The organism is Agromyces lapidis (assembly GCF_009749405.1).
GTDB classification, from domain to species: domain Bacteria; phylum Actinomycetota; class Actinomycetes; order Actinomycetales; family Microbacteriaceae; genus Agromyces; species Agromyces lapidis.
On sequence record NZ_WBIQ01000010.1, the window covers coordinates 189408 to 214780 of the forward strand.

The window sequence follows — 25373 nt, forward strand, 5'->3', positions numbered from 1 at the left end:
CCCTCGTCGTGCGGAGCCCAGCAGCGGCTCAGCCCCGGAAGGGCGTGCGAAATACTTAGCCACACTAATTTGTTAGACTAAGCATCATGACGGATGCCACGACCACGACCGCGCCCGCGCGGCCCCCAGCCGCAGCATCCCCTCGGCGGCGCAGCCTGGCCGAGCAGTCGACCGAACTCCGCATCGCGGTGATGCGCCTCTCGCGGCGGCTGCGACAGCAGCGCAGCGACACCGAGATCAGCGCCTCGCAGTTCTCGACCCTCGGCTGGATCCACAGCGAAGGCCCGCTCACGATCGGTCGCCTCGCCGAGCTCGAGCGGGTCACCGCGCCCAGCATGAACCGCACGGTCAACTGCCTCGTCGACGCCGGCTACGTCACGCGCCGCACCGACGACGACGACCGCCGCAAGGTGCTCGTCGAGGTGACCGAGGCGGGCGACACGGTCGTCCGCGAGACCCGCAAGCGCCGCGACGCGTGGATCGCCAAGCGGTACGCCGCCCTCGATCCCGCCGACCGCGAGATCCTCGCGCGCGCCACCACGATCCTCGGGAGGCTCCTCGACCAGTGAGTGCCATGTTCCGCTCCCTCAGCCACGTCAACTATCGAATCTGGTTCATCGGCGCCCTCGTCTCGAACGTCGGCGCCTGGATGCAGGCGACCGCCCAGAACTGGGTGGTGCTCACCGAACTCACCGCCAACGACGCGCTCGCCGTCGGGGTCACGATGGCGCTGCAGTTCGCCCCGCAGCTGCTGCTCGTGCCGATCACGGGCCTCATCGCCGACCGCTTCGATCGCCGCAAGATCCTCATGTGCACGCAGACGGCGCTGATGCTGCTCGGCCTCGCCCTCGGCCTGCTGCTCATCTTCGGCCACGCCGAGCTCTGGCACCTCTACGTCTTCGCGGGCCTGCTCGGCATCGTGAACGCGATCGACAACCCGGCGCGGCAGACCTTCGTCACCGACCTCGTGTCGAGCTCCGACATGTCGAACGCGGTCGCGCTCAACTCGGCCTCGTTCAACACCGCGCGCCTCATCGGCCCCGCCGTCGCCGGCGTGCTCATCGTGCTCGTCGGCTCGGGCTGGGTCTTCATCATCAACGCGGTCACCTTCCTCGCCGTGCTCGGTGCGCTCGCGATGCTCAAGGGCAAGAAGCTCAAGCGGATGCCCCGGGCCAGCCGTGAACGCGGGGCCTTCGTCGCGGGCTTCCGCTACGTGTGGAGCCGACCCGACCTCGTCGTGGTCTTCGTCATCGTGTTCCTCGTGGGCGCGTTCGGCATGAACTTCCCGATCTTCTCCTCGACGATGGCCGTCGAGTTCGGGCGCGGCGCCGGCGAGTACGGCCTGCTCAACTCGATCCTCGCGATCGGCTCGCTCGCGGGCGCCCTCCTGGCCGCCCGGCGCGAGCGCGCCCGCCTGCGCGTCGTCATCCTCGCCGCAGCCGGCTTCGGCGTCGCCGCGGCGATCTCGGCCGTGATGCCCACGTTCGTGCTCTTCGCAGCCTCGACGGTGCTGATCGGCTTCGCCGCGGTCACGATGCTCACGACGGCCAACGGCTACGTGCAGACGACCACCGAGCCCGCGCTCCGCGGCCGCGTGCTCGCGCTGTACTTCGCGATCCTGTCGGGCGGCACGCCGATCGGCGCACCGATCGTCGGTGCGGTCGCCAACAGCTGGGGTCCGCGCTGGGGTCTCGGCGTCGCCGCGATCGCGGCCGGTGTCGCGGCACTCATCGGCGCGGCCTGGCTCGTCATGTCGCGCGGCATGCGGCTCGCCAGGCATCCCGAACGCCGCTGGGCGCCCGCGGTGCGCTTCGACGCGCCGCCCACCGCGGCGATCGCCGTCGTGCCGACCTCCGCCATCGCGGTGCCGACGGAGGCGCTGCAGGTGCCGACCGAGGCGACGCCGATCGTCGCGCCCGCCCCCGGCACTCAGCCGACCCCGACCGGGCTCCCGACCGTGGCGTCGACCCGGCCGCGTGCGAACTCGGTGTCGCGCATGCCGAGGGTCGAGACCCCCACGCCGTAGGTAACGAAGTCGCTCGTCGGCAGCACCCCGACGCCGATGAGCGCGCCGCGCTCGCCATCGCTCAGCTCGAGCCCGTGCACGAGCGCGTCGTGCACCGGGGCGGGCAGCGCCGACGCCGGCACGATCTCGGCCCGCCCCGCGAAGGTGACGGTCGCCGCCGGCACCTTGATCCACGGGACGAAGGGGACGCGTCTCGGGATCGGCACGGTGACCGAGACGCCGGGATTCACTGCGAGGTGCCGGGCCTTCCACTCGCGTTCGTTCGTGGTGAACCAGAGCCGGCCGTCGTCGACCACGTGCATGACGCCGGCCGTGCGGGCCTCGCCCCTCGCCGAGACCATCCCGAGGACCATGAAGTTCGTCGCGCCGATCGCCTTCCAGACGTCGGCCGCCGTGAGGTCGACCATCATCAACTCCTTTACATTGTCAAGTAGTGCGTACGCCCCGAAAGCTACGCACATTGCTTTACAATGTCAAGTACCCCGCGGCATCCGATCGCCCGGGCGTCAGGAGGGCGCATGAGCACGGTCGCCACCGGCACCTCCCCCGGCCGCGCCGCGCTGCTCAGCGCGATGGAGGAACTCGCTCGCGAACACGGGGTCAACAACGTCGGCCTCCGCGAGGTCGCACGCCGCGCCGGGCTCTCGCACGCCGCGCCGACCCACTACTTCGGCAGTCGCGAGGGCATGATCCGTGCACTGGCCCTCGAGGGGCTCAGCCTGCTCGGCCGCGAACTCTGCGCCGCGCAGGAGCGGGCCGCGCACCTGCCCGGGCGCGAGCGACTCGTGGCCGACTCGCTCGAGTTCGTCGCCTTCGCCCAGCGTCACCCCGCCCACTACGACGCGATGTTCCGCACTCCGCGCCCCGCGCAGGGCGACGAGACCCTCGACGGGGCCCGCATCGCCGCCCTCGACGGGCTGCGGGCACTCGTCGCCGACGTGCGCGCCGCGGGCGACATCACCGGCGACGTCGAGACCACGTTCCTCCAGCTCTGCGCGCTCAGCCACGGCCTCGCCTCGCTCGCCGTCGACGGCCTGCTGCACGGCATCGAAGGCCCGGCCCCCGCCGAGGACGTCGTCGAGCGAACCATCAGGGCCCAGGTCGCGCAACTGCCGTGATCCCGCACGATCCTCTGGGAGGATGGCGAGCGGGCCGGGCGTCGCCGCGCGAACCGCGCCCGACGCACGCCACCCGAGAGGACTCCATGCCGACGTTCGACGCCGCCTTCGACTGGACCCGCGCGCACGTCGCGTCGGGCGTGCTGCCCACCGCCGTGCTCGGCATCGCCGATGCGCACGGCGTCGTGGCGCTCGAGGCGTTCGGCGCGGCATCCGTCGACGACCACTACCCGCTGTTCTCGGTGACGAAGCCCATCACCGGCCTGGCCGCGCTCAGCCTCGTCGAGGAGGGCCGGCTCACTCCGACGACGCCGCTCGCCCGCGCGCTGCCCGAGTTCGCCGCGCTGCGCCCCGACGAGGTGCAGCTGCACCACCTCGTCAGCCACACCTCGGGCATCCCCGAGCCCGCGATGGACGTGCCCGACCTCCGCGCGGCCCTCCTCGCCGGCGGCCGCGACTTCGCGGCAGGCACCGCCGCGCGCTACTCGACCATCGCCTTCGAGGGCGTCGCCGCACTCATCGCCCACGCGACGGGCGAGCCCTGGGAGCGGCGCTTCGACGAGATCGCACGCCGGGCGGACGCCACGGGGCTGACCTTCGACCGCGCCTCGTCACGGCACTCGCCGGTCGATGCGGCGGAATACGGGCTCGACTGGGACGTCTACGCCGGGCAGCGCAACCCCGGCGGCGGGGCCTTCGGCCGAGCCGGCGACCTGCTCTCGCTCGGCTCGGCGCTGCTGCGCGACGACGGCGCCGTCGTGTCGCCCCTCGCGGTCGAGGCGATGCGCCGTCCGGTCACCGTCGACATCCCTCGGCTCGGCTCGTACACCGTCGAACGCGGCCGCGACTTCGCCTTCGCATGGAACCTGCCGAATGCGGATCCCGGCCTGCTCACCCGCGACACCTACGGGCACGCGGGCTGGGCCGGCACCGAGTTCTGGATCACGCCGTCGCTCGGCGTCTGCTTCGTGCTGCTGACGAACCGTGCCGGGCTCGACCGCTTCGCCTACGACGACGCCGAGCTGCACAACCTCGTCGCGGCCGCGGCCTCGCGGGGCTGAGGCTGCCGCGCCGCGATGCCGCCGCTCAGGCGCGCGACGCGAGGAGCCCGGCGAGCCAGCGCCCGCTGTCCTTCACGAGCCGCTCCCGCGTGTCGTAGTCGACCCGCACGATGCCGAACCGCTTCGAGTAGCCGTAGCCCCACTCGAAGTTGTCGAGCAGCGACCACACGAGGTAGCCGCGCAGGTCGACCCCGCGGTCCATCGCGCGGCGGGCCGCGGCGAAGTGCCGGCGCAGGTAGTCGACGCGCTCGACGTCGTGCACCCGCGGGCCGTCGGGCGTCGGGGTCACCACGTCGGCGAACGCCGCGCCGTTCTCGGTGATCATGAGCGGCTGCCCGGGGAACTGCTCGCCGAGCGAGACGAGCAGCTCCTCGAGGCCGTCGGGGGCGATGTTCCAGCCCATGTCGGTGTACGGCCCGGCCTGCGGCAGGAACTCGACGTGCTCGCTGCCGGGCCACGGCGTGCCGCCGACGTCCTTGTGACCGTCATTGCGGCTGCGCTCGCTCGCGCCGTCCCACATCGCGACCGTCACGGTCGAGTAGTAGTTGACGCCGAGCACGTCGATGGGCTGGTGCACGAGCGCGAGGTCGCCGTCGCGCACGAACGACCAGTCGGTGACGGCAGCCGTGTCGGCGATGAGGTCGTCGTCGTAGCGGCCGAGCAGCATCGGGCTCGTGAAGGCGCGATTGGCGAGCGCGTCGATGCGGCGCGTCGCCTCGGCGTCGCCGCCGCGGATGACGTGGAAGTTCAGCGTGGCCGAGACGTCGGGGGTGTTCGTCGCACGACGTCGGATCTCGGGCACCGCGAGCCCGTGCGCGAGGTTCAGGTGGTGCACCGCGGCGAGCGCGGCGGCCCCGTCGGTGCGGCCGGGTGCGTGGGCGCCCGAGCCGTAGCCGAGGTAGGCCGAGCACCACGGCTCGTTGAGCGTGGTCCAGGTGTGCACGCGATCGCCGAGGGCGTCGACGGCGTGCCCCGCGTAGTCGGCGAAGCGCAGCGCGGTGTCGCGGTTCGTCCAGCCGCCGGCGTCCTCGAGCTCCTGCGGCAGGTCCCAGTGGTAGAGCGTCGCGATGGGGCGGATGCCTCGGGCGAGGAGCCCGTCGACGAGGCGCGAGTAGAAGTCGACCCCTGCGGGGTTCGGCCGGTCGCCGGCACCCGGCAGCAGCCGCGACCACGAGAGCGAGAACCGGTACGCCTCGAGGCCGAGCGACGCCATCAGGTCGAGGTCGGACTCGAGCCGGTGGTAGTGGTCGCAGGCCACGTCGCCGGTGTCGCCGTTCCAGGTGCGGCCCGGTGTGCGGCTGAACGTGTCCCAGATCGACGGCGTGCGGCCGCCTTCGTCGGCCGCGCCCTCGATCTGGTACGACGCCGTCGCCGAGCCGATGACGAATTCGCGCGGGAACGCGAGACCCTCGGGGTTCTCACTGCTGACGGCACCGGACATGGCGGACTCCTCGTCGTTCAGATCACGCCGAGCGCGAGCATCGCGTCGGCCGCGCGCACGAAGCCCGCGATGTTGGCCCCGACGACGTAGTCGCCCGGGGCGCCGTACTCGTCGGCAGTGGTCGCGCAGCGCTCGTGGATCGAGGCCATGATCTCGGCGAGCCGCTGCTCGGTGTGCTCGAAGCTCCACGAGTCGCGCGAGGCGTTCTGCTGCATCTCGAGCGCACTCGTCGCGACGCCGCCCGCGTTCGCCGCCTTGCCCGGGCCGAACAGCACGCCGGCTTCGCGGAGCACGGTGATCGCCTCGGGCGTGGTGGGCATGTTCGCGCCCTCGGCGACCGCGATCACCCCGGCGGCGACGAGTGCCCGCGCATGCGCCTCGCCGAGCTCGTTCTGCGTCGCGCAGGGCAGCGCGACCTGCACGGGGCCGCGGCCCGCGAGGTCCCACACGGTCGCGCCCCCGACGAACTCGGCGCGGCCGCCGCGCTCGGCGACGTACTGCTCGATGCGATCGCGCCGCACCTCCTTCACCTCGCGGAGGAGGGCCACGTCGATGCCGTCGGGGTCGTAGACCGCGCCCGAGGAGTCGGAGGCGCCGACGACCACGCCGCCGAGCTCGTGCACCTTCTCGATCGCGTAGGTCGCGACGTTGCCCGAACCGGACACGAGCACGCGGGCGCCGTCGAAGGAGCGCCCACGGGTCTCGAGCATGTGCTGGGTGAAGTACACCGCGCCGTAGCCGGTCGCCTCGGTGCGCACGAGCGAGCCGCCCCACGTCAGCCCCTTGCCGGTGAGCACGCCGGACTCGTACTGGTTCGTGATGCGCTTGTACTGGCCGAAGAGGTAGCCGATCTCACGCGCACCGACGCCGATGTCGCCGGCCGGGACATCCGTGTACTCGCCGAGGTGCCGGTACGCCTCGGTCATGAACGACTGGCAGAAGCGCATGACCTCGGCATCGGACTTGCCCTTGGGGTCGAAGTCGCTGCCGCCCTTGCCGCCGCCGATCGGCATGCCGGTGAGCGAGTTCTTGAAGATCTGCTCGAAGCCGAGGAACTTCACGGTGCCGAGCAGCACGCTCGGGTGGAACCGCAGCCCGCCCTTGTACGGCCCGAGCGCCGAGTTGAACTGCACCCGGAAGCCGCGGTTGATCTGCACGCGCCCGGCGTCGTCGACCCACGGCACCCGGAAGATGATCTGCCGCTCGGGCTCGCAGATGCGCTCGAGGATCGACGCCTGCACGTAGTGCGGGTTGCGTTCGAGCACGCGGTCGAGCGAGCCGAAGACCTCGCGCACCGCCTGGTGGAACTCGAACTCGCCCGGGTTGCGGGCGAGGATCTGGCCGTAGACGTCGTCGATGGCAGTGCGAGATGCGGTCACGCGCGCTCCTTCATGGTTCGAACGGATGCCACGTGGTGCAGTCGCGCGCGGCGTCCCTCCAACATACCCAGTGCTGAGGAAGCCTCCGACAGTGTGACGCGGGAGGCGCAGGGTCGCTCAGTGCCCGTGCGCGAGCTGCTGCAGCACGACGACGCCGAGGCCGAGTGCGACGAGGGCGCCGAGCGCGACCACCTGCTTCCACCAGTCGATGCGCGTGCGCCGCACGGCGATGAAGCCGATGACGCCGAGGGTCGCGACGTAGACGATCGAGGCGGCGCGCAGCGCGTGTCCGAGCTCGATCACGCCGAGCGCAGCCAGGCCGAGGAGGAGGAGCGGGACGCCGGCCGAGGCGATCGCCGATCCGGCGACGCGGAGCATCCGGCCGACCTCGGCGCGGTCGGGGAAGGCGGCGTGCACCGCGAGGTGCGAGATGACGTCGGCGACGAAGCCCGCCGTGGTGATCGCGACGATGCCGACGAGCAGCGTCACCACCGCGCGGGGCGCCTCGACGTGCTCGACGTTCGCGTGCTGCACGAGCACGATCGCGAGCCCGGTGAAGGTCGCGTAGACGCGCTCCTTGAGGGCGTCGACGCGCTCGTCGGCGGGTCGGTCGTGGCGGTGCCGACGGCCGTCGCCTCGGTCGCCGTCGGCCCCCTGAGCGTCGGCCGCGTCATCCATGCGCGCAACCGTAGCAGCGACGGCGGAGTCTGCGAGGATCGGAGGATGGATGCCCCGCTCCTCGTCTCCGTTCCCGGCGCGACCCTCCGCAACGCCCTCGGCGACCCGCCCGAGGGGGTCGAGGTCGTGGTCTGGAACCTCGACTCGCCGCCGCCGGCCGCCCACCTCGACATCGTGGTGCCGCCGTACATGGGCGCCGCCGAGCGGCTGGGAGCGTTGGCCGAGGTCAGCACCCGCCTCGTGCAGTCGCAGTCGATCGGCTACGACGACATCCCCGCCGCCCTGCCGCCCGGCCACGTCTTCGCGAACGCCGCGAGCGTGCACGAGACCTCGACGGCCGAGCTGACGCTCGCCCTCGTGCTCGCGTCCCAGCGCGGCATCCCCGACTTCGTGCGCGCCGCCGGCGAGGGCCGCTGGGCACCCGCCCGGCACGAGAGCCTCGCGGATCGGCGCGTGCTCATCGTCGGCTACGGCGGCGTCGGCCGGGCGATCGAGGCCCGGCTCGAACCCTTCGAGGTCGAGGTCACCCGGGTCGCCGGGCATGCCCGCGACGACGAGCGCGGGCGCATCCACGGCGTCGACGAGCTGCCGGCGCTGCTGCCCGAGGCCGAGATCGTCATCGTCGGCGTGCCGCTCAGCGACGCGACGACGGGCCTCGTCGACGCCGACTTCCTCGCCGCCCTCCCCGACGGCGCCCTCGTCGTGAACATCGCCCGCGGCAAGGTCGCCGACACCGAGGCGATCCTCGCCGAGGCGCGCTCCGGCCGGCTGCGCTTCGCGCTCGACGTCACCGACCCCGAGCCGCTGCCCGACGGCCACCCGCTCTTCGCGCTGCCGAACGTGCTCGTTTCCCCGCACGTGGGCGGGGCGTCGACGGCGATGATCCCGCGCATGGCGCGGCTCCTCCGCGAGCAGATCGACCGGATGCTCCGGGGCGACGAGCCCGCGAACGTCGTGCTGCGCAGCTGAGCGCCGGCCTGCTTGCCTCCTGGCGCCGCTACTCGGTCACGCTGCCGACCGGCTGCACCGCCGCGTACCCCTCGAGCACGCGCTGGATGCGCGCGAGCGCAGCCTCGTCGAGCTCGCCGTCGCCCGTGACCGCCTGCCACCCGTCGAGCACGACGTCGCCGTAGTTGTGGCCGTGGCTCGCGGGCACGCTCTCGCCCATGAACATGTCGATGACCACCTGCAGGGCGGTCACCGCGGGGATCCATCGCATGGAGTCGCTGACCTCGTCGGCCCGCTCGTCGGGCTTCAGCCAGTCGGGCTCCGCCCAGATCAGTTCGAGGCCGAGCCACGTCACGGGGTCGTTGGCGTGCTGGAGGTAGGCGACCCGCGGGGCCTGCCAGTCGGGTCCGAGCGCGTGGAAGTCGCCCGGCTTCGACAGCCAGCGCACCTCCGCGCCGCCGTCGACGACGGGCAACCACTGCGGGCTGCCGGCATCGCGTTCCTCGGTGAGGGTGCGCCACATGGTCGAGCCGTTCGGGCTGCCGACGAGCAGCGCGCCCTCGGTGCGCGCACGCAACTCGTCGAGGTCGTCGAACGCCTCCTGCGTGCCGTGCGCACCGAGGCTCAGCCCGTAGACCACGAGTTGCGGGCGGCGCTCCTCGGGAAGGGTGTCCCACTTCGCGCGGACGGCATCGAACAGGGCGACGGATGACGCGACCGGCGCGTCGGGGTCGAACACGAACGACACCCAGCTCGGCGTGTACGCGTACTGCATCGACACGATCGCCGTGTCACCGCCGTGCAGGTACTCGACGGCGTCGACGGCCTGCGGCTCGAGCCAGCCCGAGCCGGTGGTCGTCGCGACCACGAGCACCTCGCGGTCGAACGCCCCGGTCCGCTCGAGCTCGCGCACGGCGATCGCGGCGCGCTCCTCGACGGTGGGCGCGTTCGCCTGGCCGACGTAGACGCGCACTGGTTCGAGCGCGGGGCGTCCGGTCAGCTCCTCGATGTCGGCCGCGGTCGGACCGCCGCCGAGGAACGCGGTGCCGTGCCGGCCGACGACGTCCCACTCCACCTCGGAGCCGGGGCCGGAGGAGCGGAAGGCGCTCATCGGCTCGGTGACCCAGGGAGCTGCCGGGCCGTTGTTGGCGAGGTAGAGACGGTCGAGGCCGAACATCACCACCGAGACCACCGCGACGGTCGACCCGACGACGATCGCCGTCGTCGCCGTCGCACCCCATCCCCGGCCGAGCCGGGCCGACAGTCGGGTGCCGAGTCGGCGCACCGCCCGGGCGAGCGCGATGCCGAGGAGCACGACGGGCACGAAGCCGACGATGAAGACGAGTCCGTCGAAGCCGTCGATCTCGGGCAGTTCGACGGTTCGGCGCACCTCGTTCTGCCAGCCGACCGAGGCGAAGCCGAGCACGATCACGAGCAGCACGGCGACGCCGAGATAGACCCACCAGGCGATGCGGCGCTGCGCGGCGGTGGGGCGCCAGCGCACGAACCGGCGCACGAGCCACCACACGCCGACCCCGACGGCGTAGCCGATGAGGAACGCGAGCGCGGTGATGACGCCCTGGAAGAACGCCGGGCGGGGCAGCAGCGACGGGGTCATCGAGAGCGCGACGGCGAGCAGCCCGACGAGGGCGCCTCCCGGGTCGAGCCGCCACCAGTGAGCCTTCATGCCCGCCCCTCCCCGCGCGTCGCCTCAGGCGGCCGCGTCACCGCATCATGGCACGGCACACGGCTCGGAGCGCGCACCGGCTCCGGGGTTCGCACAGCTCGGCGGCGTAGCATCGGAGGTACACCCTCGATGGAAGGTCTCAATGCCCATCTCGGCAGAACCCCGCGTGGCCCTGTACTTCGACTTCGACAACATCGTCATCTCGCGCTACGACCAGTTGCACGGCGATTTCGCGTATCGCAAGGACACGTCGCGCTCGAAGGCGCCCTCGGCCGGCACGAAGACCGCCGAACGCCTCCGCGAGGCGACGGTCGACATCGACGCCGTGCTCGACTTCGCCGCCACCTTCGGCACGATCGCGATCGCCCGCGCCTACGCCGACTGGTCGACCCCGGTGAACGCGAGCTATCGCGGCCAGCTCATCGACCGCGCGGTCGACCTCGTGCAGTTGTTCCCGCTCTCCTCGACGAAGAACGGCGCCGACATCCGCCTCGCCGTCGACGCGGTCGAGGACATGTTCCGCATCGACGACCTCTCGCACATCGTCATCGTCGCGGGCGACTCCGACTACGTCGCGCTCGCGCAGAAGGCGAAGCGGCTCGGACGCTACGTCATCGGCATCGGCGTCGCGGGCGGCACGAGCCGCGCGCTGACGGCGGCGGTCGACGAGTTCGCCGACTACGACGCCCTGCTCACGACCGACGCCGAGGTGGGCGACGACGCCGACGAACAGACCGCAGCGGTCGCCGCGGAGCCGGCGCCGAATCGGCGCCGTCGGGCGGCCACGAAGACGGTGGATGCCGCAGCCGACGCCGCGCCAGAGGCATCCGGCCGTGCCCGTGGTTCGCGGCGCGCGAAGAGCGAACCCGTCGAGGCCGACGAGCCCGCCGAGCCGGCCGCGCCGGTCGAGCGCCTCTCGCCGCGCGTGCTGCAGTTCGTGGCGCCGGGCGATCCCGTGCCCGACGAGGTCGGCAGCAACCCGCGCAACCCCGGGCGCCTGCTGCAGAAGGCGATCGAACTGCTGCGGGCGAAGAACGACGAGGAGTGGCAGTCGTCGAGCGCGGTGAAGAACCAGATGATGCGCATGGATCCGTCGTTCCAGGAGCGGCGCCTCGGTTTCGCCTCGTTCACCGAGTTCCTGAAGTCGCGCGGCGGCGTCGTCGAACTCGACGAGACGGGCCGGGGGCGCGTGCGGATCCGCCCGAAGAAGGACTGAACCCGGGCGAACGCTGCGCCGGGCATCACGAAAGGGGATCGAGATGAAGGCACTGCAGTACCGGACGATCGGGCAGGCGCCCGAGGTCGTCGAGATCGACACGCCCGAGCCCGGCCCGGGCGAGGTGCGCATCCGGGTGACCGCGGCCGGCGCCTGCCACTCCGACAGCTTCGTCATGGGGCTGAACGAGGAGCAGTACATCTACGGCCTGCCGCTCACGCTGGGGCACGAGGGGGCGGGCGTCGTCGACAAGCTCGGCGACGGCGTCACCGGCGTCGAGATCGGCGAGGCCGTGGCGGTGTACGGGCCCTGGGGCTGCGGTCGCTGCGCCCAGTGCGCGCAGGGCAAGGAGAACTACTGCGAGCGGGCCGCCGAGCTCGAGATCCGGCCTCCGGGACTCGGGGCGCCCGGGGCGATGGCCGAGTACCTCATCGTGCCCGACGCGCGCTTCCTGCTGCCGCTCGGCGACCTCGACCCGGTCGAGCACGTCGCGCTCACCGACGCCGGGCTCACCCCGTACCACGCGATCAAGATGTCGCTGCCGAAGCTCGTACCCGGCTCGACCGCGGTCGTGATCGGCGCGGGCGGGCTCGGCCACGTCGCGATCCAGATCCTGCGGGCGCTGACGCCCGCCACGGTGATCGCGCTCGACGTCAGCCAGGACAAGCTGCGGCTCGCAACCGAGGTGGGTGCGCACCACGTGTTCCCCTCCGACGCCGAGGCGCCCGCCCGGGTGAAAGAGCTCACGGGCGGCCGGGGCGCTGCGGCAGTGTTCGACTTCGTCGCGATCCAGCCGACGCTCGACGCAGGGCACGCGATGCTCGCCGTCGAAGGCGACCAGGTGCTCGTCGGAGTGGGCGCGGGAGCGCTGCCCGTCGGTCTGCTCACGACGCCGTACGACGCGACGGTGCGCTCACCGTACTGGGGCTCGCGCGCCGAGCTCTTCGAGGTGTTCGACCTCGCCCGCGCGGGCCTCGTGAAGATCGAGACCGAGCGCTTCTCGCTCGACGAGGCGCCCGAGGCGTACCGGCGCCTGCACGACGGCACGCTGCGCGGACGCGCGGTCGTCGTGCCCTGACGCGGGGCGCTTGCTCGTGAGGTGGGTTCGCCGCGCCGAGTGCGGTTCGAACCCGCCTCACCGGGTCGAACCTGCCTCACGCGCGGATCACGCTCGACCAGTGTGGTCTGACCACACGTGCTAGCCTGTGGTCAGACCACATGCCGCGAGGGCGGCGTGCGACGGCAGACGGCGAAGGGGCGAGAGCATGAGCGAGACGCGCGCCTGGCGCACCGTGCTCGAGCACATCGAGTCCCGGCTCATCGAGGGCGCCCTGCACCCGGGCGACCGTCTGCCCGGCGAACGCGCCCTCTCGGCCGAGCTCGGCGTCGGCCGCTCGAGCGTGCGCGAGGCGCTGCGGGTGCTCGAGGTGCTCGGCCTCATCCGCACGCAGGCGGGCTCGGGCCCGAACGCGGGCGCGATCATCATCGCCACCCCCGGCGGCGGCATGAGCGCGCTCATGAGGCTGCAGGTCGCGGCGAGCGGGTTCCCCGTCGCCGACATCGTGCGCACCCGCCTCATCCTCGAGAGCGCGGTCGCCGGCGAGCTCGCCGAGCGGCTCGGGCGCGAGGCATCCGAACCGATCGATCTCGGTGCGGCCGACCGCCTGCTCGACGCGATGGACTCCCCTGCCCTCTCCGCCGCCGAGTTCCTCGCGCTCGACGCCGAGTTCCACCTCGCCCTGGCCGAGGCCTCCGGCAACCAGGTGATCACGGCCACCATGGCGGGCCTGCGCAGCGGCATCGAGGGGTACGCACTCGAGGGCCTCGCGCACCTCGACGACTGGCGGGCGACCTCGCAACGGCTCCGCGGCGAGCATCGCGGCATCGTCGCCGCGATCAGGGCGGCGGATGCCTCGTCGGCCCGCGCCCGCACCCACGACCACATCTCGGGGTACTACGCCGAGACCTCGATCCACCACCACTGACACCCAGAGCACGAGAGGCAGCACCACGATGGTCCAGCGCCAGTTCCCGAACCCCAAGGAGCTCGCGGAGCTCATGCGCTTCAAGAAGCCGACCTTCGACGCGAAGCGGCGCCGCCTCGACGCCGCGCTGACGATCGCCGACCTCCGCACGATCGCGAAGCGCCGCACGCCGAAGGCGCCCTTCGACTACACCGACGGCGCCGCCGAGGGCGAGCTGTCGCTTGCGCGCGCCCGGCAGGCCTTCGAGGACATCGAGTTCCACCCCGGCATCCTGCGCAACGTGCCCGAGGTCGACACGAGCCGCGAGGTACTCGGCGGGCCGACGGCGCTGCCCTTCGGCATCGCACCGACGGGCTTCACCCGCATGATGCAGACCGAGGGCGAGATCGCCGGCGCGGGGGCGGCGGGCGCCGCGGGCATCCCCTTCACGCTCTCGACGATGGGCACGACTTCGATCGAAGATGTGAAGGCGGCGAACCCGAACGGCCGCAACTGGTTCCAGCTCTACGTCATGCGCGACCGCGAGCGTTCGTACGAGCTCGTGCACCGCGCCGCGGCCGCCGGCTTCGACACGCTCTTCTTCACGGTCGACACGCCCGTCGCCGGCGCGCGCCTCCGCGACACCCGCAACGGCTTCTCGATCCCCCCGCAGCTCACGCCGGGCACGGTCCTCAACGCGCTCCCCCGCCCGGCCTGGTGGGTCGACTTCCTGACGACGCCGAAGCTCGAGTTCGCCTCGCTGCAGTCGACCGGCGGCACCGTCGGCGAGCTCATCGACGGCATGTTCGACCCGACCATCGGCTGGAACGACCTCGACACGATCCGCGCGATGTGGCCGGGCAAGATCGTCGTGAAGGGCGTGCAGACCCTCGCCGACGCGAAGGAGCTCGCCACCCGCGGCGTCGACGGCATCGTGCTCTCGAACCACGGCGGCCGCCAGCTCGACCGCGCCCCCATCCCCTTCCACCTGCTGCCCGAGGTCGCGCGCGAGGTCGGCGGCGACCTCGAGGTGCATCTCGACACGGGCATCATGTCGGGTGCCGACATCGTCGCCTCGGTCGCGCTCGGCGCGCGCTTCACGCTCATCGGCCGCGCCTACCTCTACGGCCTCATGGCCGGCGGCCGCGAGGGCGTCGACAAGACCATCGAGATCCTGTCGAAGCAGGTCGTGCGCACCATGAAGCTGCTCGAGGTGCGATCACTCGACGAGCTCGGCCCCCAGCACGTCACCCAGCTCGCCCGGCTCACGCCGATCGCGCGCCCGGTGCAGGATGCCGCGGCGCAGGCCGCGGCCGGGAAGCCGACGACGGTTCGAACCCCCCGTGCGACCAAGGCCGCCGCGGCGAAGCCGACTCCGACGAAGCCGGCCGCTACGAAGGCCGCCGCGAAGGCCACGTCGAAGCCGGCCGCGACACCGCGCGTCACCGCCAAGAGCTGAGCCTCAGGCGACCGGCCGCGGGTCGGACGTCGCTCAGCCGCGCCTGGCGTACTCGCCGAACGTCACCCCCGACTCGAACGCGCGCGCCTCGACGGCCTCGAACGCCTGCGGCGCATACGCGCGCGGCCCGAACAGCGGAACGCCCGCCCCGAAGAGCACGGGGTAGCGCTTGATCACGAGGCGGTCGATCTCGTCGGCGAGCGCCGCGGCGAGCGCCCCGCCGCCGCAGAGCCAGATGGAGCTCCCCTCCTCCGCCTTGAGCTCGCGCACGTACTCGCCAGGGTTGCGATCAGTCACTTCGACGCCCTCGACCCGTTCGGCCGCGGCCGCGTGCTCGCGGGAGAACACGATCTGCCGGAGGTGCCGGTACGGGCTCGTGATGCCGTACGGCAGGCCGACGGCGTAGGTGTTCCACCCCATGAGCACGGTGTCGAACATGCGCCCGTCGGCCTCGACCCCGAAGGCCTCCGCGACGTGCGTCGCGACGGTGTCGGAGTACCGCTCGTTGATCGCGGTCATGTGGTCGCCCTCGACGGCGAAGGCATCGTACTCGCCGTTCGGTCCGGCGATGAAGCCGTCGAGGCTGACGGCCACGTAGTACACGAGTTCTCGCATCATCATCCTATCCACTACTGATGTCGTGGTTGAGAAACTACTACAGCTGTCGTGATTCTGTCTAGACTCGGAACCATGGCCCGAAACGACGACCGCCGCCGACTGCTCGCCGATGCCGGGCTGTCCGTGCTCGCCCGCGACGGCGCCCGGGGGCTCACGCACCGGGCCGTCGACGAGGAGGCCGGCGTGCCGACCGGCACGACCTCGAACTACTTCCGCAGCCGCGACGCACTCATCGCGGGGCTCGTCTCCCGCATCGGCGAGCGCCTCATGCCGACCGACGCCGACCTCGCGCGCCGTGCCGCGCAACCGCCGAGTCGCGCGCTCTTCGCCGACTACGTGCGCGACATCGTCCGCCGGCTCGGCGAACACTCCGACGTGACGCTCGCGCTCTTCGAACTGCGCCTCGAGGGCGCCCGCCGGCCCGAGGTCGCGGCAACGCTCGCGGAATGGCAGCGGGCCGCCTTCGCGGCCGACGTCGACTTCAATCACTCGGCCGGCCTCCCGGGCGGCGCGCGCGAGATCGCGCTCCTGCACTATGCGATCGACGGACTCATGCTCGACCGGCTGACGACGCCGATCGATCCCGGCACGACGACCGACGACGTCATCGACGATCTCGTCGCGGGGCTCCTGCCCGACTCCTGAGCCGACCGCTCGCCCGCGTCAGGAGCGCCCACGTCATGAGCGCCCGCGCTCGGCACGCCCGCGCTCGTCGCCGCCCGACACCGCGATCGCCTGACCGACCACGAGAGCAGCGGCGCGCTTCAGCATCTTCTGCGCCTGCTCGGCCTGCTTCCGCCGGCGCTTCACGAGCTCGGCATGCGCCGTCGCCCGAACCGCGGCATCCGCCCCGACCGGCGGCCGCCGAGCTCCAGCGCGGCCTCGCGCACCCGGGCGCGGCGCGTACCGGATCGACGCCCGATCGAGCCGTGCGGCCACCCGCCCGGCGCGGATCGCGGCGAGCCGCGGCGAGTTCCGTCGGTCGGCCTCGGCGAGCCGCAGCTCCGCCCCGGCGAACGTCACCGCCGACTCGAGCCGGGCCCGCGAGCGCGCGCCTTTCGGCAGTCGCTTCGCCATCCGATGCACCTCCGCCTGCACGGCGTGCGCCGACTCGATCGCGCGCTTGGCGCGCTTCCGGTCGCGCCTCGATGCTGCGGGCACGCGCTCGTTGAGCCGGACCGTCATGGCACGCTCCTTCCCCAACCCGAACAGACCCGGTCTACGTCATCCGAGCAGGTCCGGCAAGGGGGTTGCGGACCGGGCGGCGCCGGCCGGCGTCACCTCGACGCGATCGTCGAATGACCACTGCCCGGGCCGACGCGCACCTACGATGAGGCGGGGAGGTTCGCATGTCGGATGCCACGGGCGCGACCGGTTCGGATGACCCCGCCTTCGAGTCGGCCCGGGCAGGGGGCCCCGCCGCGGCAGCGCCGCCGACCCGACCGGCAGCGCCCGGCCCGCTGCGCCGCTATCTCGCCCGCTTCGGCACCCGGCGCACCCTGCTCGCCGATGCCCGCGCCGGCCTCGTGCTCGGGGTCGAGAGCATCCCCGACGGACTCGCCTCGGGCCTCCTCGCCGGGGTGAATCCCGTCTACGGCCTCTACGGCTATCTCTTCGGCACGCTCGGCGGCGCGCTCGCGACCGGGTCGGTGTTCATGTCGGTGCAGGCGACCGGGGCGATGTCGGTGATGATCTCGGACGTTCCCGCCGTCGTCGCCTCCCCGAACCAGGGCGTCGCCATCGCGACCCTCGCGATGCTCACCGGCGTCATCATGCTCGGGCTCGGGCTCGCCCGACTCGGCTCGCTCGTCCGGTTCATCCCGACGGCCGTCCTCATCGGCTTCGTCAATGCGGTCGCCGTGAACATCATCCTCGGCCAGCTTGCGAACCTCACCGGCTACGCGGGCGAGGGGGCGAACCGCATCACGCGCACGCTCGACACCTTCGCCCACCTGACGTCGCTCCACTGGCCGAGCCTCGTCCTCGGCGCCGTGACCGTCGGACTCATCCTCCTGCTCGAGCGCACCTTCCTCGGCCCGCTCTCGCTCGTCGTGGCCGTCGCGGCCGCCTCGGCGCTGCCGCTCATCCCCTGGTTCGCCGAGGTCGCCGTGGTGGGCGACCTGACCGAGGTGCCGAACGCGCTGCCACTGCCCGCCGTCCCCGACCCGACCCTGATCTTCGAGCTGCTGGTGCCGGCGCTCTCGCTCGCGCTCGTCGGACTCGTCCAGGGCGCCGCGATCTCGGGCGCGGTGCCGAACCCCGACGGGCGCTATCCCGACGCGTCCGCCGACTTCCGGGGCCAGGGCATCGCGAACCTCGCCAGCGGCCTCTTCCAGGGCATGCCGGTCGGCGGTTCGATGTCGGCGACCGCGATCGTGCGCTCGGCGGGAGCGAAGAGCGCGCTCGCGAACGTGTTCGCCGCGGCGGCGATGATCGTCGGCATCCTCGCGCTCGGCGGCGTCATCGCACTGGTCGCGATGCCCGCACTCGCGGCACTGCTGATCCTCGTCGGCGTCCGCACCTTCAAGCCGCACGATCTGCTGTTGGTCTGGCGCACGGGGCCGATCCAGGCGAGCGTGCTCGCGGTGACCTTCGTGCTGACGCTCATCGTGCCGCTGCAGTACGCGGTGCTGGTCGGCGTCGGTCTCGCGATCGTGCTGCACGTGGCGCGGCAGTCGAACCGGGTGGTGATCCGGCGCTGGGTGTACGACGGCTCGAGCCCCCATCCGGTCGAGACCGACCCGCCGGCCGCCCTGAGCCCGGGCGAGGTCGTCGTGCTGGTGCCCTACGGCAGCCTGTTCTTCGCCGCGGCGCCGACCTTCGCGGCGCAGTTGCCCGAGATCCCCGAGCGGTGCGAACGCGCGGTGGTGGTGCTGCGCATGCGCGGCACGGACGAGCTCGGCTCGACGTTCATCCGCGTCGTCACCGACTACGCCGAGCGTCTGCGGCGCGCCGGCGGAGCGCTCATGCTCGTCGGCCTCGGAGATCGGGTGATGACCCAGCTCGACGCGACGCGCGCGAGCGTCGTGATCGGCCGCGACCGGGTGTTCGCCGCGACTCCGCGGATCGGCGACTCGCTCGACGCCGGACTGGCCGCCGCCCGCGCCTTCGCGCGGGACCCCGAGGAGCGGTAGCGCAGGAACCACGCCAGCATGAGGGCCGAGGCCGCGAGGTAGAAGCCGTGCAGGAACCAGATCGGCCCGAACGGCATGCTCAGCACGTAGACGGTGTACAGCGCGTTGCCGAGGTTCGTGATGACCAGGTTGCCGACGCTGTACGACGAGAGGTCCTTCGTGCGCGCGGCCTTCACCAGCATGGGCAGATAGCTCATGGCGAAGAGGCCGGTCGATACGACGCCGGCGAGCACGGCGACATCCATGCTTGCGAAGCTACGGGGCGGCTGGATGCCTCGCACCCGGGCCGCCCCGCGTTCATCTGCGCTGTTCGGATCCGACTCCGGCAGTGGCCTCCCGGAGCCGGATCCGCGTCACCGCGCGATCAGCCCTGCGCGCCGGCCGCTCCGGCCTGCGCCGCGCCGTTCGCCGCGTCGATGAGCTGCTGGATCTGCTCGGGCGTCGCCGGGACGCCCGGGAACCCGACGAGCTTGCCGACCGGGAACGACGCCATCATCTTCTCGAGGCCCTCGGCGTCGAAGATGTCGGTGTCGGCCATGCCGCCGGCGAACGAGGCCATCGCCTGCATCACGATCGGGCCGGCGATCGGGTCGGCCGCGACCTCGGCGATCGACGACTCGAGCGAGAGCGGCAGGCGAACCGTGTCGCCCGCCACCTCGACCGCCGCCGAGAGCCGGAGGTCGCGACTCGAAGCCCCGACCTCGACCGAGTACTCGCCGCCCTCGACGATCCAGCGGTCGACGCGCAGATCCCAGTACGCGAGGTCCTCGCGGCGCACGGCGATCTCGACCTCGCGCGACTCGCCCGCGGCAAGCTCGACCGAGGCGAAGCCCTTGAGCTCGCGCGGGGCGCGCTGCACCGCCGAACCGGAACGGCCCGTGTAGACCTGCACGACCTCGCGGCCGGTGCGCGATCCCGTGTTCGTCACGGTGACGCGCACCGTGAGGCCCGAGTCGCCTCCGGTCACGGACAGGCCCGAGTACTCGAACGTCGTGTACGAGAGACCGTGCCCGAAGGGGTAGTGCACCGCGGCGTCGCGGGCGTCGTACCAGCGGTAGCCCACGAAGAGCCCCTCGCCGTAGCGCACGTGCCCGAACTCGCCGGGGAAGTCGAGGAACGCGGGGGTGTCCTCGAGGCGCAGCGGGATGGTCTCGGCGAGTCGGCCCGAGGGGTCCACCGCACCATAGAGCACGTCGACGATGCCGCTGCCGCCCGCCTGGCCGCCGAGCCAGCCCTCGAGGATCGCGGGCACGTCGTCGGCGAACGGCAGTTCGACGACACCGCCGCCTGCGAGCACGACGACGACGTTCGCGTTGGCGGCGACGACGGCGTCGAGCAGGGCGAGCTGCTCGGCGGGCAGGCGCAGGTTCTCGCGGTCGAAGCCCTCCGACTCGTACGAACCCGGCAGGCCCAGGAAGACCAGCACCGCGTCGGCGCCAGCGGCGGCGGCCACCGCGGACTCGACGAGCCCCGTGGCATCCGAGCCGTCGATCGTGAAGCCGGGCGCGAACGCGACCCGCTCGGCGCCGGCGACCGCGATGACGGCGTCGAGCGCGTTGTCGAGCTTCGTCGGGTTGATGAGCGACGAGCCGGCGCCCTGGTAGCGCGGGGTGCGCGCGAACTCGCCGATCACGGCGACCCGCGTGTCGGCGGCGAGCGGCAGGATCGCGCCGTCGTTCTTCAGCAGCACGGCCGCGCGCGCGGCCGCCTCGCGGGCGAGTGCGTGGTGCGCGTCGGCGTCGTAGCCGGCATCCGCCGAAGCACCGGCGACCGCCTTCTGCACGAGTTCGACCACCCGGCGCGCGCCGAGCTCGAGCGCCTGCGCGTCGAGCGAACCGTCGGCGACGGCGGCGACGAGCTTCGCCGCCGAGCGGCCGTCGCTCGAGGGCATCTCGAGGTCGAGGCCGGCCGGCAGGCCGACGACGCGGTCGTTCACGGCGCCCCAGTCGCTCACGACGAGTCCCTCGAAGCCCCACTCGTCGCGCAGCACCGAGGTCAGCAGCCACGGGTCCTCGCTCGTGTAGACGCCGTTGAGCCGGTTGTACGAGCACATGACCGTCCACGGCTGGGCGTCTTCGACGACCCGCTGGAATCCGCGCAGGTAGATCTCGCGCAGGGGCCGCGGGTCGACGTCGCTCGACGCGGTCATGCGGTCGTGCTCCTGGTTGTTCGCCGCGAAGTGCTTGAGCGAGGCGCCGACGCCCTGCGACTGCAGGCCCGTCACGAGCGCGCTGCCGAGCACGCCCGACACGATCGGGTCCTCCGAGAGGTACTCGAAGTTGCGGCCGCACAGCGGCGAGCGCTTGATGTTGATGCCCGGGCCGAGCAGCACGCCGACGCCTTCGGCGCGGGCCTCCTCGCCGAGGGCGCGGCCGACGCGCTCGAGCAGCTCGGGGTCGAACGTCGAGCCGAGGGCGACCGCGGGCGGGAAGCACGTCGCGGGCACGCTGTCGCCGATGCCGAGGTGGTCGGCGCTGCCCTTCTGCAGGCGCACGCCGTGCGGGCCGTCGGTCAGCACGATCGCCGGGATGCCGGCGCGTTCGACGGCCTGCGTCGTCCAGAAGCTCGCGCCGCTCGTGAGCGAGGCCTGCTCCTCGGTCGTGAGCTCCGCCACGATGTCGGCGGCGGAGGCCTCGAGGCCGATGCCGGTGTTCAGGGTGTCCGTCATGATGCTCCTTCGCTTGCCGGTGATGCGTTCCTCCGCCGGAAGAGGGGTTTGCCGTAGTCCTTCTGCAGCAGGGTCGCGAACGCCCACCAGAGGATGAGGGTCGCGGATGCCCCGCCGATGATGCCGAACAGCGCATCGGAGAGCCAGTGCGCGTTGATGAGGGTGCGCTGCCAGATCATGCCCACCACGAGCAGCGCACCGATGATCCACCAGACGAGCCGCTTCGCGGGCGGGAACAGCGCCGCGACCGCGACCAGCAGGATGCCGGTGCTCACGGCGTGCCCCGAGGGGAACGAGCCGTGGTCGACCTCGACGAGCGGGCCGAAGAGCCCGTTCGCGAGGTCGTCGACCGGTCGCGGCCGGTCGACGAGGTTCTTCGTGAGCTGCGAGACGCCGAAGTTGCCCACGAGCTCTGCGGTGAGGAAGAACAGCGCCGACCGCCAGCGGCGGATCACGAACAGCCAGATGGGGATGAGGAGCAGCGTCAGCACCGCACCGGGGATCTGGCCGAGGTGCTGGAAGAACATCGGCAGCGCCCAGGTCTCGCCGCCCGTGTCGGGCGCCAGACCGACGAAGGCACGCCAGGCGTCGTCGACGGCCTGGGTGAACGGGCCCTCGGGGTTCGCGGCCACCGCGAACCCGAACACCACGAACAGCGCCAGGCCGATGAGTCCCGTCACGAGCAGCCAACGGGGCCGACGAGCGGCGGATGCCTCGGGCTCGCCCACTGCGGGGGCGTTCGCGTCGCGCGCGGTCGACGTCGCAGCGCCCTCCGACATCACTTCACCGCCTTGATCGGCCAGACGGCGAACGCGCCGAGCACGGAGAGGGCGATGCCTACGGGGAAGAGCCCGGCATAGCCGAATGTCAGCACGATCGCGCCGGCGACGGCGGGGGCGAGCGTCTGCGGCAGGGTGGCCGCGATGTTGACGACGCCGAGGTCCTTCGCGAACGACTTCGCCGAGGGCAGCACCTCGCTCATGAGCGCGGTGTCGACGGCCTGGAACATGCCGAAGCCGAGGCCCGCGATGAAGGTCATGATCATCCAGGCCGTGAGGTCGGGCCAGACCCACGGCACGACGAGCGCGACGCCCGTGACGAGCGAGGAGGCGAAGACGAAGGGCTTGCGACGGCCGAACTTGTCGGAGAGTGGGCCCGACACGGCGGTGGCGATCAGGATGCCCACGAGATTGATCATGCCGAGCATCGGGATGATCGTCTCGGGCTTCTCGACTCCGAAGTAGTCGGTGAGCAGGTAGAGCTGGAAGCCGATCACCGCGAAGTAGCCCGTGTAGAGCAGCAGGCGACCCGTGAAGGCCCAGAAGAAGTCGGGGTGCTTGACGGGGTTCACCCAGAAGGTGCGCAGGAAGTCGATGAGCTTGAACGGCTCGGGCTCGAGCTCCTTCGAGGAGTAGTCGGGGTTGAACACGATGAAGAGCGTGAGCACGACGAGCGAGATCACCGCGAAGGTCACGTAGCCCGCGGCGATGTTGTTGAAGAACAGTGAGCCGACGATCTGTCCGCCGATCGCGCCGACCATGAGGCCGATGCCCGAGAGGGCCGCGAAGGTGCCGCGGCGCTTCAACGGCACCCGGTCGGGCATGACGGCGCTGAGCGGGCCCTGCGCGACGTTGTAGGTGATCTGCACGAGGCTCCACGCGATCACGACGCCGACGAGGCTGTTCGCGAAGGCGAGGCCGATGAGCGAGAGGCCGCCGGCGAGCGCGCCGAGGAAGATCCAGGGGGCACGACGGCCGAAGCGCGAACGCGTGCGGTCGGAGATCTGACCCGCGATCGGCTGCGCGAGCATCGAGCAGAACGCGCCGATCGTCGCGACCAGCGTGAGGTTCGCGACCTTGTCTGCCTCGCCGAACTGGGCGCTGATCTGAGCGGGCAGCAGGATGCCGGGCACGGCGCCCCAGATCATGAAGATGCCGAGGTTCGCCGGGATGATCCAGCCGAGCAGGCGGCGGACGCCCGTGATCGGGGTGGGCGGGTCCTCGTTGCCCGCGGCGTCCTCGAGGAAGGCCAGTGCCTCCTCGGGTTCTTCGGGGCGTGGTTCAGCAGGTTTGGGGGTCGACGCCGTTGTCATGTGCGGTCCTTTCAGCGCCTCGGCACCGAGGCAGGTGGCAAAACCATACATCGCTCGGTTTTCATCTGCAAGCGACTACCATGCACATATGGCACGTAGGGGTTCATACGCGAAGGGCGTCGCGAAGCGTGAGGAGATCCTCACCACCGCACTCGACGTGATCGCACGCAACGGCTACCGGCGAACGAGCGTGCGCGAACTGGCCGACGCGGTGGGGCTCAGCCAGGCCGGGCTGCTCCACTACTTCGCGTCGAAGGAGGAGCTCTTCCAGGAGATCCTCCGCAAGCGCGACGAGGTGGACACCGCCGCCTTCCACATCGACGCCGAGCAGCCGATCGAGGCGTTCTTCCAGGTGATCCGGCACAACAGCGAGGTCCCGGGGCTCGTGCAGCTCTACGCCCAGCTGTCGACCGAGGCGGGCGATGCCGAACACCCCGCCCACGAGTTCTTCGTCGAACGCTACCGGGCGTTCCGGTCGATGTTCAACGGCATGCTCCGCGACGAACAGGCCGCCGGCAACCTCGACCCCGACCTCGATATCGACCGCATCGGCAACCTCTTCCTCGCCGCAGCAGACGGCCTGCAGACCCAGTGGATGCTCGACCCCTCGATCGACATGTCCGAGCACGTCGCCTACCTCTGGCACCTCATCACCCGCAAGGCCTGAGCGGATGCCCCGGCCGCCTCGCTCGCTCGTCTCCGGCGACGTGCGCCGGCACAACCTCACGGTGGTGCTCGGGCACGTCGTGCGCTCCGGGCCGAGCGCGCGCAGCGAGATCGCCGAAGCGACGGGGCTGACCCGCGGCGCGGTGACCGCACTCGTCGCCGCGCTGTCCGAGGCCGGCGTGCTGCGCGAGACCGCTCCGGTCACGACGGGCAGGGGTCGGCCGATCACGCGGCTCGAGCTCGCGGCATCCGATCTCGCCATCCTCGTCGCCCAGGTCGACGCCGATTCCGCGACCGCGTTGCTCACGACCCTCGCCGGCGACGAACTCCACCGGGTCTCGAGACGGCACGGACGCCCCATGGGCGACCCCGAGGCGGTGATCGACGTGCTCGCGGCCGTGGTCGCCGACGCGACCTCCGCCGCCGTGAGGCTCGGGCGACGCGTCGTCGAGATGCCGATCGTGGTCTTCGCCCCCGTCGGCGGCGAGCCGCCCGTCGTGCTCACCGACACCGACCTCGGATGGGGCGAGGTCGACGTGATCGGCGGTCTCCGCTCGCGGCTCGGCGTACTGCCCGGGCCGGTGGTCCTCGAGGCCGACGGCTGGCTCGCCGCGGTGGCCGAGCGCACGATCCTCGCGAGCACCGAGAGCATGCTCTACATCAAGAGCAACTCGGGCATCGGCGGCGCCGTCATCGCGAACGGGCGCATCGCCGAGGGAGCCCACGGCGTGGGCGGGGCACTCGGACACGTCGCCATCGTGCCCGACGGCGAGCTGTGCGACTGCGGCCAGCGCGGATGCCTCGTCACCGTCGCCGGCCCCGACGTGCTGCTCGAGAAGGCCGGCCTCGCCGACCTCGTCGCCGAGCGCGGTCTCGCCGCGGCGGTCGACGAGCTCTCGGCGCAGATCTCTGCGGGGGCGGCGCCCGCCGCCGACGCCTGGGCCGAAGCCCTGCCGTGGATCGCGCGCTCGCTGCAGGTGCTCTCGCTCGCGACCGACCCCGAGGCGATCGTGATCGGTGGATTCTGGGCCGCGCACACGGCCTCGATCGAGCAGGCGTTCCGTTCGAACCGTCCGACGCTCGCCGAGGCCCGCGACGGCCTGCCCGCGATCCCCGCAGTGGTCGCCGGTCGGCTCGGCGCGGATGCCGCCCTGCTCGGCGCCGTCTGGGGCTCCCGCGACCGCCTCCTCGCCGACCCGAGCCGGCTCGGGCTCTGAT

General features: G+C 72.0%; 23 protein-coding genes. 13 read left to right on the forward strand and 10 right to left on the reverse strand.

Annotation, left to right across the window (positions count from 1 at the left end; genetic code table 11):
* Window positions 1-86 precede the first annotated feature (86 nt).
* Both GQQ93_RS17005 and GQQ93_RS17010 read left to right on the forward strand, forming a co-directional pair.
* Entirely contained in the window at window positions 87-569 is a 483-nt protein-coding gene (locus GQQ93_RS17005; protein ID WP_157425422.1) for a MarR family winged helix-turn-helix transcriptional regulator, read from the forward strand.
* 5 nt (window positions 570-574) lie between these two features.
* Window positions 575-2026 carry an MFS transporter gene (locus tag GQQ93_RS17010; RefSeq protein WP_157425423.1) on the forward strand — a complete coding sequence of 484 codons (1452 nt, stop codon included), beginning with the start codon at window positions 575-577 and terminating at the stop codon, window positions 2024-2026.
* On the opposite strand, the gene GQQ93_RS17015 is transcribed toward GQQ93_RS17010, so the two are convergent.
* A complete protein-coding gene (locus GQQ93_RS17015) occupies window positions 1930-2433 on the reverse strand; it encodes a pyridoxamine 5'-phosphate oxidase family protein (RefSeq protein WP_170296232.1) in 504 nt (167 codons plus the stop codon). The genes GQQ93_RS17010 and GQQ93_RS17015 overlap by 97 nt on opposite strands.
* 111 nt (window positions 2434-2544) lie before the next feature.
* Between GQQ93_RS17015 and GQQ93_RS17020 the strand changes: the two genes are divergently transcribed.
* The gene (locus tag GQQ93_RS17020; protein WP_170296233.1) at window positions 2545-3144 is read left to right on the forward strand and encodes a TetR/AcrR family transcriptional regulator; all 600 of its coding nucleotides are present in this window, start codon (window positions 2545-2547) and stop codon (window positions 3142-3144) included.
* Window positions 3145-3230: 86 nt separating this feature from the next.
* Complete coding sequence (locus GQQ93_RS17025) at window positions 3231-4205, forward strand: serine hydrolase domain-containing protein (RefSeq protein WP_157425426.1); 975 nt, start codon at window positions 3231-3233, stop codon at window positions 4203-4205.
* Between the two features lie 25 nt (window positions 4206-4230).
* Here the strand turns inward: GQQ93_RS17025 and GQQ93_RS17030 are convergent, their stop codons facing one another.
* The 3 genes from GQQ93_RS17030 to GQQ93_RS17040 all read right to left on the reverse strand — a co-directional run bounded on the left by GQQ93_RS17030 (window position 4231) and on the right by GQQ93_RS17040 (window position 7703).
* Window positions 4231-5646, reverse strand: a complete 1416-nt coding sequence (locus tag GQQ93_RS17030) for a GH1 family beta-glucosidase (RefSeq protein WP_157425427.1) — start codon at window positions 5644-5646, stop codon at window positions 4231-4233.
* Between the two features lie 17 nt (window positions 5647-5663).
* Entirely contained in the window at window positions 5664-7025 is a 1362-nt protein-coding gene (gene gdhA, locus GQQ93_RS17035) for an NADP-specific glutamate dehydrogenase (protein ID WP_157425428.1), read from the reverse strand.
* Window positions 7026-7142: 117 nt separating this feature from the next.
* Complete coding sequence (locus GQQ93_RS17040; protein WP_212277379.1) at window positions 7143-7703, reverse strand: hypothetical protein; 561 nt, start codon at window positions 7701-7703, stop codon at window positions 7143-7145.
* A gap of 45 nt (window positions 7704-7748) precedes the next feature.
* Between GQQ93_RS17040 and GQQ93_RS17045 the strand changes: the two genes are divergently transcribed.
* Window positions 7749-8672: a 2-hydroxyacid dehydrogenase gene (locus tag GQQ93_RS17045; RefSeq protein WP_157425429.1), complete on the forward strand. Its 924-nt coding sequence runs from the start codon at window positions 7749-7751 to the stop codon at window positions 8670-8672.
* Between the two features lie 28 nt (window positions 8673-8700).
* Here GQQ93_RS17045 and GQQ93_RS17050 read toward each other — a convergent pair whose 3' ends face one another.
* The gene (locus GQQ93_RS17050; RefSeq protein ID WP_157425430.1) at window positions 8701-10338 is read right to left on the reverse strand and encodes an alpha/beta hydrolase; all 1638 of its coding nucleotides are present in this window, start codon (window positions 10336-10338) and stop codon (window positions 8701-8703) included.
* Between the two features lie 142 nt (window positions 10339-10480).
* Here GQQ93_RS17050 and GQQ93_RS17055 point away from each other — a divergent pair, with 142 nt between their 5' ends.
* From GQQ93_RS17055 to GQQ93_RS17070, 4 genes are all read left to right on the forward strand, one after another.
* Entirely contained in the window at window positions 10481-11554 is a 1074-nt protein-coding gene (locus tag GQQ93_RS17055) for an NYN domain-containing protein (protein WP_157425431.1), read from the forward strand.
* 43 nt (window positions 11555-11597) lie between these two features.
* Complete coding sequence (locus GQQ93_RS17060; protein WP_157425432.1) at window positions 11598-12632, forward strand: NAD(P)-dependent alcohol dehydrogenase; 1035 nt, start codon at window positions 11598-11600, stop codon at window positions 12630-12632.
* A 187-nt stretch (window positions 12633-12819) separates the two neighbouring features.
* Complete coding sequence (locus GQQ93_RS17065; protein WP_157425433.1) at window positions 12820-13539, forward strand: FadR/GntR family transcriptional regulator; 720 nt, start codon at window positions 12820-12822, stop codon at window positions 13537-13539.
* A gap of 28 nt (window positions 13540-13567) precedes the next feature.
* Entirely contained in the window at window positions 13568-14977 is a 1410-nt protein-coding gene (locus tag GQQ93_RS17070) for an alpha-hydroxy acid oxidase (protein WP_157425434.1), read from the forward strand.
* A gap of 33 nt (window positions 14978-15010) precedes the next feature.
* Here the strand turns inward: GQQ93_RS17070 and GQQ93_RS17075 are convergent, their stop codons facing one another.
* Complete coding sequence (locus GQQ93_RS17075; protein ID WP_157425435.1) at window positions 15011-15592, reverse strand: dihydrofolate reductase family protein; 582 nt, start codon at window positions 15590-15592, stop codon at window positions 15011-15013.
* Window positions 15593-15667: 75 nt separating this feature from the next.
* On the opposite strand from GQQ93_RS17075, the gene GQQ93_RS17080 reads away from it, so the two are divergent.
* Complete coding sequence (locus GQQ93_RS17080) at window positions 15668-16240, forward strand: TetR/AcrR family transcriptional regulator (protein ID WP_157425436.1); 573 nt, start codon at window positions 15668-15670, stop codon at window positions 16238-16240.
* 33 nt (window positions 16241-16273) lie between these two features.
* On the opposite strand, the gene GQQ93_RS17085 is transcribed toward GQQ93_RS17080, so the two are convergent.
* Window positions 16274-16780, reverse strand: coding sequence for a hypothetical protein (locus tag GQQ93_RS17085; RefSeq protein ID WP_157425437.1), 507 nt, complete (start codon window positions 16778-16780; stop codon window positions 16274-16276).
* A gap of 164 nt (window positions 16781-16944) precedes the next feature.
* Here GQQ93_RS17085 and GQQ93_RS17090 point away from each other — a divergent pair, with 164 nt between their 5' ends.
* Window positions 16945-18729: a SulP family inorganic anion transporter gene (locus tag GQQ93_RS17090; protein WP_157425438.1), complete on the forward strand. Its 1785-nt coding sequence runs from the start codon at window positions 16945-16947 to the stop codon at window positions 18727-18729.
* A 364-nt stretch (window positions 18730-19093) separates the two neighbouring features.
* On the opposite strand, the gene GQQ93_RS17095 is transcribed toward GQQ93_RS17090, so the two are convergent.
* From GQQ93_RS17095 to GQQ93_RS17105, 3 genes are read right to left on the reverse strand one after another with little or no spacing between them, the layout of a single operon-like run.
* Window positions 19094-21397 (reverse strand): glycoside hydrolase family 3 C-terminal domain-containing protein, encoded by a 2304-nt coding sequence (locus GQQ93_RS17095; protein ID WP_157425439.1) that lies wholly within the window; start codon window positions 21395-21397, stop codon window positions 19094-19096.
* Window positions 21394-22176 carry a phosphatase PAP2 family protein gene (locus GQQ93_RS17100; RefSeq protein ID WP_157425440.1) on the reverse strand — a complete coding sequence of 261 codons (783 nt, stop codon included), beginning with the start codon at window positions 22174-22176 and terminating at the stop codon, window positions 21394-21396. Before GQQ93_RS17100 ends, GQQ93_RS17095 begins: the two co-directional genes overlap by 4 nt.
* Window positions 22176-23489 carry an MFS transporter gene (locus GQQ93_RS17105; protein ID WP_157425441.1) on the reverse strand — a complete coding sequence of 438 codons (1314 nt, stop codon included), beginning with the start codon at window positions 23487-23489 and terminating at the stop codon, window positions 22176-22178. The genes GQQ93_RS17100 and GQQ93_RS17105 overlap by 1 nt, the downstream gene beginning before the upstream one ends.
* Before the next feature lie 88 nt (window positions 23490-23577).
* Here GQQ93_RS17105 and GQQ93_RS17110 point away from each other — a divergent pair, with 88 nt between their 5' ends.
* On the forward strand, window positions 23578-24156 hold the full coding sequence (locus GQQ93_RS17110; RefSeq protein WP_157425442.1) for a TetR/AcrR family transcriptional regulator: 579 nt from the start codon (window positions 23578-23580) through the stop codon (window positions 24154-24156).
* A 4-nt stretch (window positions 24157-24160) separates the two neighbouring features.
* The gene (locus GQQ93_RS17115) at window positions 24161-25372 is read left to right on the forward strand and encodes an ROK family transcriptional regulator (protein WP_157425443.1); all 1212 of its coding nucleotides are present in this window, start codon (window positions 24161-24163) and stop codon (window positions 25370-25372) included.
* Window position 25373: the final 1 nt, after the last annotated feature.

What these genes read in the sequence shown, in the direction of transcription:
- GQQ93_RS17015 (WP_170296232.1), bottom strand. Translation starts at nt 2,433, where the DNA reads ATGGTCGACCTCACGGCGGCCGACGTCTGGAAGGCGATCGGCGCGACG.
- GQQ93_RS17075 (WP_157425435.1), bottom strand. Translation starts at nt 15,592, where the DNA reads ATGCGAGAACTCGTGTACTACGTGGCCGTCAGCCTCGACGGCTTCATC.
- GQQ93_RS17010 (WP_157425423.1), top strand. Translation starts at nt 575, where the DNA reads ATGTTCCGCTCCCTCAGCCACGTCAACTATCGAATCTGGTTCATCGGC.
- GQQ93_RS17050 (WP_157425430.1), bottom strand. Translation starts at nt 10,338, where the DNA reads ATGAAGGCTCACTGGTGGCGGCTCGACCCGGGAGGCGCCCTCGTCGGG.
- GQQ93_RS17005 (WP_157425422.1), top strand. Translation starts at nt 87, where the DNA reads ATGACGGATGCCACGACCACGACCGCGCCCGCGCGGCCCCCAGCCGCA.
- GQQ93_RS17030 (WP_157425427.1), bottom strand. Translation starts at nt 5,646, where the DNA reads ATGTCCGGTGCCGTCAGCAGTGAGAACCCCGAGGGTCTCGCGTTCCCG.
- GQQ93_RS17115 (WP_157425443.1), top strand. Translation starts at nt 24,161, where the DNA reads ATGCCCCGGCCGCCTCGCTCGCTCGTCTCCGGCGACGTGCGCCGGCAC.
- GQQ93_RS17045 (WP_157425429.1), top strand. Translation starts at nt 7,749, where the DNA reads ATGGATGCCCCGCTCCTCGTCTCCGTTCCCGGCGCGACCCTCCGCAAC.
- GQQ93_RS17100 (WP_157425440.1), bottom strand. Translation starts at nt 22,176, where the DNA reads ATGTCGGAGGGCGCTGCGACGTCGACCGCGCGCGACGCGAACGCCCCC.
- GQQ93_RS17095 (WP_157425439.1), bottom strand. Translation starts at nt 21,397, where the DNA reads ATGACGGACACCCTGAACACCGGCATCGGCCTCGAGGCCTCCGCCGCC.
- GQQ93_RS17060 (WP_157425432.1), top strand. Translation starts at nt 11,598, where the DNA reads ATGAAGGCACTGCAGTACCGGACGATCGGGCAGGCGCCCGAGGTCGTC.
- GQQ93_RS17055 (WP_157425431.1), top strand. Translation starts at nt 10,481, where the DNA reads ATGCCCATCTCGGCAGAACCCCGCGTGGCCCTGTACTTCGACTTCGAC.
- GQQ93_RS17025 (WP_157425426.1), top strand. Translation starts at nt 3,231, where the DNA reads ATGCCGACGTTCGACGCCGCCTTCGACTGGACCCGCGCGCACGTCGCG.
- GQQ93_RS17085 (WP_157425437.1), bottom strand. Translation starts at nt 16,780, where the DNA reads ATGACGGTCCGGCTCAACGAGCGCGTGCCCGCAGCATCGAGGCGCGAC.
- GQQ93_RS17105 (WP_157425441.1), bottom strand. Translation starts at nt 23,489, where the DNA reads ATGACAACGGCGTCGACCCCCAAACCTGCTGAACCACGCCCCGAAGAA.
- GQQ93_RS17080 (WP_157425436.1), top strand. Translation starts at nt 15,668, where the DNA reads ATGGCCCGAAACGACGACCGCCGCCGACTGCTCGCCGATGCCGGGCTG.
- GQQ93_RS17110 (WP_157425442.1), top strand. Translation starts at nt 23,578, where the DNA reads ATGGCACGTAGGGGTTCATACGCGAAGGGCGTCGCGAAGCGTGAGGAG.
- GQQ93_RS17020 (WP_170296233.1), top strand. Translation starts at nt 2,545, where the DNA reads ATGAGCACGGTCGCCACCGGCACCTCCCCCGGCCGCGCCGCGCTGCTC.
- GQQ93_RS17070 (WP_157425434.1), top strand. Translation starts at nt 13,568, where the DNA reads ATGGTCCAGCGCCAGTTCCCGAACCCCAAGGAGCTCGCGGAGCTCATG.
- GQQ93_RS17040 (WP_212277379.1), bottom strand. Translation starts at nt 7,703, where the DNA reads ATGGATGACGCGGCCGACGCTCAGGGGGCCGACGGCGACCGAGGCGAC.
- GQQ93_RS17065 (WP_157425433.1), top strand. Translation starts at nt 12,820, where the DNA reads ATGAGCGAGACGCGCGCCTGGCGCACCGTGCTCGAGCACATCGAGTCC.
- GQQ93_RS17090 (WP_157425438.1), top strand. Translation starts at nt 16,945, where the DNA reads ATGTCGGATGCCACGGGCGCGACCGGTTCGGATGACCCCGCCTTCGAG.